The organism is Actinotignum sp. usb-actsch-213 (assembly GCF_059085665.1).
In genome coordinates this window covers 1-7,238 of the sequence record NZ_JBHNSQ010000060.1, presented here as the reverse complement: position 1 = coordinate 7,238, position 7,238 = coordinate 1, and the positions used below count along the sequence as shown (strand labels likewise).

The following is a 7,238-nucleotide window of genomic DNA, read 5'->3' as shown; positions in this document are numbered from 1 at the left end:
AGCTAATCAAAGAGCCGCCCGCTATTGTGCGCTCTTCCCCGCACGAGCGGGGGTAATTCTGAGCTAATCAAAGAGCCGCCCGCTATTGTGCGCTCTTCCCCGCACGAGCGGGGGTAATTCCAGCCGCCAGAATGTCTTCCGTGTAGACGGGGACTCTTCCCCGCACGAGCGGGGGTAATTCCCACCTTTGCGCGATTGCTGGTGCGCTAGGGACCTCTTCCCCGCACGAGCGGGGGTAATTCCCACCCCGAGGCATGATAACGGTGCCAGTATGGCTCTTCCCCGCACGAGCGGGGGTAATTCCAGTAGTAGCGCCGTATAGTCAAGGTGTGTGTACTCTTCCCCGCACGAGCGGGGGTAATTCCGGCGAGCGCGCATCGCGCCTAGAGGCCCGCTACTCTTCCCCGCACGAGCGGGGGTAATTCCCGCGATTACTGACGAAGAAGCCGCGCAATATGCTCTTCCCCGCACGAGCGGGGGTAATTCCAATCCGGATCCGGAAGCCGCCCGTCATCCCGACTCTTCCCCGCACGAGCGGGGGTAATTCTGAGTGGAAAATGAAAGAAATAAAATGGGAGGACTCTTCCCCGCACGAGCGGGGGTAATTCCTGAGCCGCGACCGCGCGATTCTTATCCAGAGTCTCTTCCCCGCACGAGCGGGGGTAATTCCGCGGAAATGGGTATGAGTTTCAACGCTGCGTTCTCTTCCCCGCACGAGCGGGGGTAATTCTGATCCTATCTTTACCGCCCTTTCCATGCGCGCCTCTTCCCCGCACGAGCGGGGGTAATTCCGAGGGCCGCGAGGGCCGCGCGGGTGCCTTTGACTCTTCCCCGCACGAGCGGGGGTAATTCCAAGGGCCGCGAGGGCCGCGCGGGTGCCTTTGACTCTTCCCCGCACGAGCGGGGGTAATTCCAAGATTTGGACTTCCCACGTGGCACCCCCGGCCTCTTCCCCGCACGAGCGGGGGTAATTCCCGATGGCATCCCCGGCTTTCTTCCCGCTTTCTCTCTTCCCCGCACGAGCGGGGGTAATTCAATTGAGCCCGTGGCCCGCGGAAGCCGGATGAACTCTTCCCCGCACGAGCGGGGGTAATTCCGCCCGCGTAATCGATGATCGCGCTGCGGCGGTCTCTTCCCCGCACGAGCGGGGGTAATTCCGGAAGTATATGACGTGCTGGAAAGTTCCAGCGCTCTTCCCCGCACGAGCGGGGGTAATTCTACCGATGAGGGGCGGGTGTATCGCGCCGCTGCCTCTTCCCCGCACGAGCGGGGGTAATTCTCGTGCATGGCAAGGGCGGGAAAGAACGGCTCACTCTTCCCCGCACGAGCGGGGGTAATTCCCAGCGCGGCCGGTGTGGTATCCAGCAGATCAGCTCTTCCCCGCACGAGCGGGGGTAATTCCTGGGTGAAGGAGCTACCTCAGAAAATCCTGAGCTCTTCCCCGCACGAGCGGGGGTAATTCCCGGCGATGTAACCGCCAAGTGGGTGGATGAAACTCTTCCCCGCACGAGCGGGGGTAATTCCGATTACGCGGCTGGTGGTGTCTGGTTCGATGGCTCTTCCCCGCACGAGCGGGGGTAATTCCTACCGTCCACTGGCCTAGGTCGCCATCGGTGACTCTTCCCCGCGCGAGCGGGGGTAATTCCGCGGGGCAGACGGTTACCGTCACCAAGCTGGTCTCTTCCCTGCGTGAGCGAGGGTGGTGCAGGGGCGCGGAAACGGGGAGGGTGCGATGTCGCGCCGGGCAAGTGCCCATAGACCCTTAATCTCCGGGTTAAGGGTTGCCGCAATCGCGCGGGATACCGTTGGTAGGACGGCGAAAAGCGCGGCATCTCGCGCCTATGCGGTAGTTGGGAAGGTGGTGTGAGGGAGGAAACAGCATCAGGTAGGCTTCTGAACTTGCGCTGGGTGGTAACCCTGGGTAAAGTATCTATTCGTCGCCGCGGGCGGCGAACATAAAAGAATAACGAGCACCGCTAGCTCAATTGGCAGAGCAACTGACTCTTAATCAGTGGGTTCTGGGTTCGAGTCCCAGGCGGTGTACAATCCGCTCCGCAGCTTCGGCTGCGGAGCTTTTTCATGCCAAAATTGGCTACGGGCACATTCTACCCGGGGTACAATACTCCGTCTACCTCCATCCAATGCATCTGAGCAGGCCGTGTTAGAAGCCTGTTCCTGCTACGCACAGGGCGAAATTGCGGATCTACCCGATAACCATCTAAGCGACACCTGTCGCGTTATTCTTGAGGGTGGACTAAGTGGAGGAGTATTGATGAGTGACTGTCCCTATTTTCAGATTTCTAAGAGTGGCTTGATTGCGGTCGCGGGCGGGGTGTGGTGCCTGGCGGGAGTGAATGTCGCGCGCATTGGAGTGGAGAGTTTTGCGGGTTCTACCGTGGGTGCGCCGTGGATCTGCCTGCTGCCCCCGCTCGTTTTTGCCGCCTTTGGGGCAATGTTCACCAAGGTTGCCGGGAAGCATATTCGGCGCATTCGCTCCCATCCCCGGCCAGCGCGACCCTTGTGGCATTTCTTTGATCTGCGCTCCTACCTTGTTATGGCCATCATGATGGGTGGCGGAATTGGCCTGCGCATCAGCGGAGTGCTGCCCGACTTCTTCATTGCCTTTTTCTACACTGGATTGGGGGCTGCCCTGGCCGCCGCGGGACTGCTGTTCTTCGGTGCTTTCATTCGCGATGTTCGCCGCGGTCAGTGATGTGCGGTGCGATGATTGCTGTGCCATACATTCGCAGGCTTGCGATATCTACGCTCTCCAAAGCTGAGTGCTATTGACTCAACTACTATTGAGCCTAGAGTGAACAATTACATATGAGCGGAACAAAGATAAGCCTGTGGGGGTTGGGATTGATGTCAGGGCGATAGGCCCGGGCGCCGAAAGGCGCGCGGCGTCGTCGTTCATAGAAGTGAAAGAAGGATTGACCATGGCATACGATATTGATCGCACGGTGTCTAACGCGGTGGACCGGTTCCTCAGCCCTTTTGATGGATTTTTTGCCGTTCCCACTCGGGTGGTGAACGGGCGGCGTTCCGATCTGGAGGATCTTGCGCTGCAATACCGTTCGCAGCTCAAGCAAACTGAAGATGGCTACGAAGTCCTCTTCGATGTTCCCGGTTTCGCTGCGGAAGATATTGACCTCAACGTTTACCCGGATCACATTACCCTCAAGGCTTCGCAGGAAGAAGAAATCGAGGGCGGTACGCGCACGCGGTCCGTCTCCCGCAGCCTGGGCTTCGATCAGGCGGTGGATACCACCACGGTGGATGCAAATCTCAGCGATGGCGTGCTCACTGTCACGGTGAAGACCACCGCGGGGTCGCAGGGTCGCAAGGTTCAGATTGGTTCAGGCAAGCGCGCCACGGAAACTGACTCCGCTGAGAAGTAAACCAATTTAATAGTGAAGCGGGGCTCCTCTCAATAGAGAAGGGCCCCGTTTTTATGCGCGCGTAGTATTACTTCGGCGCGCACTCGCTCTTTTGCCCGCGCGCCATGAGCTCGGCTTCCGGCGTGCCTTCGCGCACGTAGGTGGCACCGGCATTCGGGGTGGCCTCATCGGCCAGCGTGATACTCTTCCCGTCCTCAGCGAAATGCGCTACCGAAGTTCCGATCTTCTTACCATCAACATCCTTCCAGGTGACGAGGTTGTTAGCGGGTTCGAAAGTGCCGGTCATCACTTGGGATTCTCCGCCGCTGCAATCCACCACCTTGGAGATCAGCTCGCGTCCGTCCACGCTCACCACATACATCGACGCCCCCGCCTGCCGCATAAAACTCCCGGCCTCGGTCGTCTCAGCGGCATCGCATCCGCCTAGCAGGAGCGCCCCCGCTCCCGCCAGAAACAGCGCCGCTGCGCCCGCCGTCGTCTTGCGCATCATATCGCGCATGTCACGCCTCACTTCCTGTACGTTCCGGAAACGGTTCCGAATCTTCTTCCCTACTTTAGCTGCGGTACGACGCCGCCGCCCGGCCCGCCCACTCGTTTCCACGCCGCGGCTCACGTTTGCCTGTCGGTCGCCACCGCGGTGCTCCGGTTTGCTAGAGCACCAGTACCGCCGGCACCAGGAAAATCTTCACCACTATCGAGAAAGCGAAGAGCGTTGCGTAGGCATTATCAATGCGCTCGTCGCCCACCCGAGAGGTAGCCGCGTCCAGGACCGCCGGCTGGCCCAGGAAACCGGCGATTGCACCGGCGGTACGGGGTGCAGAAAGTCGGAGTACCCAGGCGCCCGCCACCAGCAACGCCGCGCAGGAGACCAGCGTGATCACGCAGACCGTCACCGCTGCGCCCACCGCCTGCGGAGAAAGCACAATCTGCGCGAAGCCGGGCCCGGCCGTCAGCCCCAGGGCAGCTAAAAACAGGGTGAGTCCCAGTTGGCGCATCGTCAGATTTGCCGCCTCCGGCATGGCCCACACAAAAGGTCCGGTGCGCCGCGCCGCGCCCAAGAACATTCCCGCGATCAGCGGGCCGGCCGCGGTACCCAGCTGGAATACCTGGCCGCCGGGCAGCGGGAAGGTAACGAAACCGAGGAGCAGCCCGGCCACCATGCCCACCGATAAACTCAGCACGTCGATCTCCGAAATTGAACGTTCGGAATCCCCGAAAAGATCAGCTATGGCATCCCAGCGTTCGCGCGGGGCCACCACGGTCACCCGGTCGCCCGGCTCCAGAATAAAATCGTCGCGGGCCAGCAGCTCCAGGTCCCCGCGCCGTACCCGGGTCACCACCGCGCCGTATTTGGCGGGCAGATTGAGTTCCCCGATGGAGCGCGCCGCCACATCCGGGTTAGAAACCACCAGGCGGTTGAAATCCACGTGGCTGCGATCATCAGCCAGATGGTCATTTCGCAAGTGCCCGAGGTGCGCGGCTGCCGCCTCCACATCCGCCGCCAGACCAACAACAACGACGTCGTCCCCTACCTCAAGATCCTCACCGGGCAGTGCCACTCGTACCCGCCCGCCGCGTCGCAAATACGAGACGCGTACCCGGCCGTCGGCCCATTCGGGGATATCGCGCAGGTTCATGGGGTGTTCCACGGTGATGGTGCGCGGATCGAGCAGTGTCCCGGCCAGAGAAGGAGTATCGCGCAGTCCCGGCCAAGCACGGCCCACGATGAGGGAAACCAGGATAATGCCGATAATGACAGCCAGGGGATACCCGAAGGCATACCCGATGGCGGGCTGCGTGGAGCCGTCTGTGAGTCGGGTGGCGGTGGCGAGAGCCGGTGCCGCCGTCGTCGCACCTGTGAAAAGGCCCGCTAAAAACGGCCGTTCGATGCCGAAAAGAATGCCCATCACCAGGGCGGTGCCCGCGGCGAGGAAAACCACTACCACAGAAGCTAAAAGCAAGGAGAGATTGCGGCGCAGCTGCGCGAAAAACGCCGCGCCCGAAGCGATACCCACGGTGTAGACGAAAAGCGCGAGCCCGAGGGACTGCACCACGTCCATACCAGCCCCGAGCTCGGGGAAGCGCGCGGACATGGCCAAACCCACAAAGAGTGCGCCGGCCGCGCCGATACGTATCCGACCCAGCGGAATCGCACCGAGAATGGAGCCGAGGGCCACCACAACGAAAATTGTTAGTAACGGGGAAGAGTCAAGGATCGCCACGCCATAAGACTAGCCGGGGTAGAGTAAGAGTGTGTCTGATCCCATTGTTACTCTTGCAACGAGCAAAGACTTACCGAAGCTCGACGTGGACGAGGCCGGTCTGCCCGATGCCCTGCGTGAGCGCCATATCGAACCGCGCGTTGTAGCGTGGAACGATCCCGATTACGACTGGAACGACGCCGGAGTTGTCGTTGTCCGCTCAGTTCGTGATTACGGGCGCGATCCGCAGGCCTTCATTTCGTGGGCCCGCTCAGTTCCGCGGATTCTCAACCACGCCGATATTATGGCGTGGAATTCCGATAAGCATTACCTGCGGGAATTGGAAGCGGCGGGTTTGCCCACCATTCCCACTACCTGGCTGGAACCAGAGGAAAACCTCACGAAACACCAGGTTCATACCCGTTTCCCAGCGCACGGTGATTTCGTGGTCAAGCCCGCGGTGTCTTCGGGTGGGCGCGGTACGGGGCGTTATACCGCCACCGATCCGGCTTCGCGCTCCCAGGCGATTCTGCATGCGCAGCACGAGCTTGCGAAGGGCCGCAGCGTCATGGTGCAGCGCTACCTGGAGAATATTGACCGCACCGGTGAGGTTTCACTGATCTTCCTCAACGGCCTGGCTTCCTACCGGGTGGAAAAGGCTCCGCTGCTCCACCCGCGTTTCCGTAGCGCGGATCAAATCCAGGAAGAAGTCGTCTCTGTTTCAGAGGCGCGCGAATCGGAATGGCGTTGGGGTGAGCGGGTGCGCAATGTGCTGCACGGGCTCATTCGCGAGCATACCGGGCGTGACCACCTGCTGCTCTTCAACCGCGTGGACATCGTGCCGGCCGCTCCGGGGGACCCGAACGAGTTTTACGTTATGGAGATTTCCCTTATCGACGGCTCGCTGTACCTGTCGCTGGATGAGAGTCACCTCAACCGTTTCGCGGACGCGATTGCGGTGCGCACGGCCTGGTAGTTCGGTCACGGGCGGCGCGGTTGTAGCACGACGGCGCAGCTTTCGCTCCCGCTAATAAACGCGACTGAGGTACGACGGCGCAGCCGGGCGGCGCGCCGATCCGGCTCACAACGTGGCCGCTATCACCGCCGCGGAATTGTCTTTGCGCGCGGTGACCGGCTATAGTTGTTTATCGGCGTTCTTTCGCCGAAATGGTGGCCATAGCTCAGCTGGCAGAGCACCTGGTTGTGGTCCAGGAGGTCGCGGGTTCAAGCCCCGTTGGCCACCCCAGAGTTCAGGCTCGTTTTGAATGTTTGGTACTAAGCAGTCGAAACGAGCCTGAGTTGTATCGCAGGTAGTGGATGGCGGAGATGCCGTTTCTGGGGCTGCTTGTGAGCCCTATCTGCGCAGAGAGGAGCCCTGATGGCGAAGCGTAAGAAGAAAGATCGCGGCGGCGTATTGACCTGGGTGGGAATCCTGGCCATCGCGCTCGCGAGCATCGCGGATTTTGTGTTGTTTTTCTTCGATAATGGCTCCCGCTATATTCTCTACACCCTCCCGCTGTGGTTCCTTGGCATCGGGTGTTTCGCCTGGCTAGGGCGGAGTGAGGAGCGCAGGAACAATACAAAACGCACGGGTAACAGATAGCTTGCAAGTGGCTGTTGGTGGCGGTTGACAAAC

At 60.8% G+C, this 7,238-nt stretch carries 6 protein-coding genes, 2 tRNA genes and 1 CRISPR repeat array; of the genes, 6 read left to right on the top strand and 2 right to left on the bottom strand.

What is annotated here, in order from left to right:
• Nucleotides 1–31: 31 nt before the first annotated feature.
• Nucleotides 32–1,646: direct repeats of the CRISPR family, unit length 29 nt; unit sequence CTCTTCCCCGCACGAGCGGGGGTAATTCC.
• A gap of 324 nt (nt 1,647–1,970) precedes the next feature.
• The 3 genes from AC5RK6_RS06380 (at nt 1,971) to AC5RK6_RS06370 (ending at nt 3,401) form a co-directional block, all read left to right on the top strand.
• Nucleotides 1,971–2,043, top strand: a tRNA-Lys gene (locus tag AC5RK6_RS06380).
• A gap of 229 nt (nt 2,044–2,272) precedes the next feature.
• Complete coding sequence (locus AC5RK6_RS06375; protein ID WP_320757859.1) at nt 2,273–2,713, top strand: hypothetical protein; 441 nt, start codon at nt 2,273–2,275, stop codon at nt 2,711–2,713.
• A 226-nt stretch (nt 2,714–2,939) separates the two neighbouring features.
• Nucleotides 2,940–3,401, top strand: coding sequence for an Hsp20/alpha crystallin family protein (locus AC5RK6_RS06370; RefSeq protein WP_320757858.1), 462 nt, complete (start codon nt 2,940–2,942; stop codon nt 3,399–3,401).
• A gap of 67 nt (nt 3,402–3,468) precedes the next feature.
• On the opposite strand, the gene AC5RK6_RS06365 is transcribed toward AC5RK6_RS06370, so the two are convergent.
• Both AC5RK6_RS06365 and AC5RK6_RS06360 read right to left on the bottom strand, forming a co-directional pair.
• A complete protein-coding gene (locus AC5RK6_RS06365) occupies nt 3,469–3,900 on the bottom strand; it encodes a hypothetical protein (RefSeq protein WP_320757857.1) in 432 nt (143 codons plus the stop codon).
• 151 nt (nt 3,901–4,051) lie between these two features.
• Nucleotides 4,052–5,623, bottom strand: a complete 1,572-nt coding sequence (locus AC5RK6_RS06360; RefSeq protein WP_320757856.1) for an aspartate:alanine exchanger family transporter — start codon at nt 5,621–5,623, stop codon at nt 4,052–4,054.
• A 31-nt stretch (nt 5,624–5,654) separates the two neighbouring features.
• Here AC5RK6_RS06360 and AC5RK6_RS06355 point away from each other — a divergent pair, with 31 nt between their 5' ends.
• From AC5RK6_RS06355 to AC5RK6_RS06345, 3 genes are all read left to right on the top strand, one after another.
• Entirely contained in the window at nt 5,655–6,578 is a 924-nt protein-coding gene (locus AC5RK6_RS06355; RefSeq protein ID WP_320755951.1) for an ATP-grasp domain-containing protein, read from the top strand.
• Between the two features lie 194 nt (nt 6,579–6,772).
• A tRNA-His gene (locus AC5RK6_RS06350) sits at nt 6,773–6,848 on the top strand.
• A gap of 132 nt (nt 6,849–6,980) precedes the next feature.
• Entirely contained in the window at nt 6,981–7,205 is a 225-nt protein-coding gene (locus AC5RK6_RS06345; protein WP_320755950.1) for a hypothetical protein, read from the top strand.
• Nucleotides 7,206–7,238: the final 33 nt, after the last annotated feature.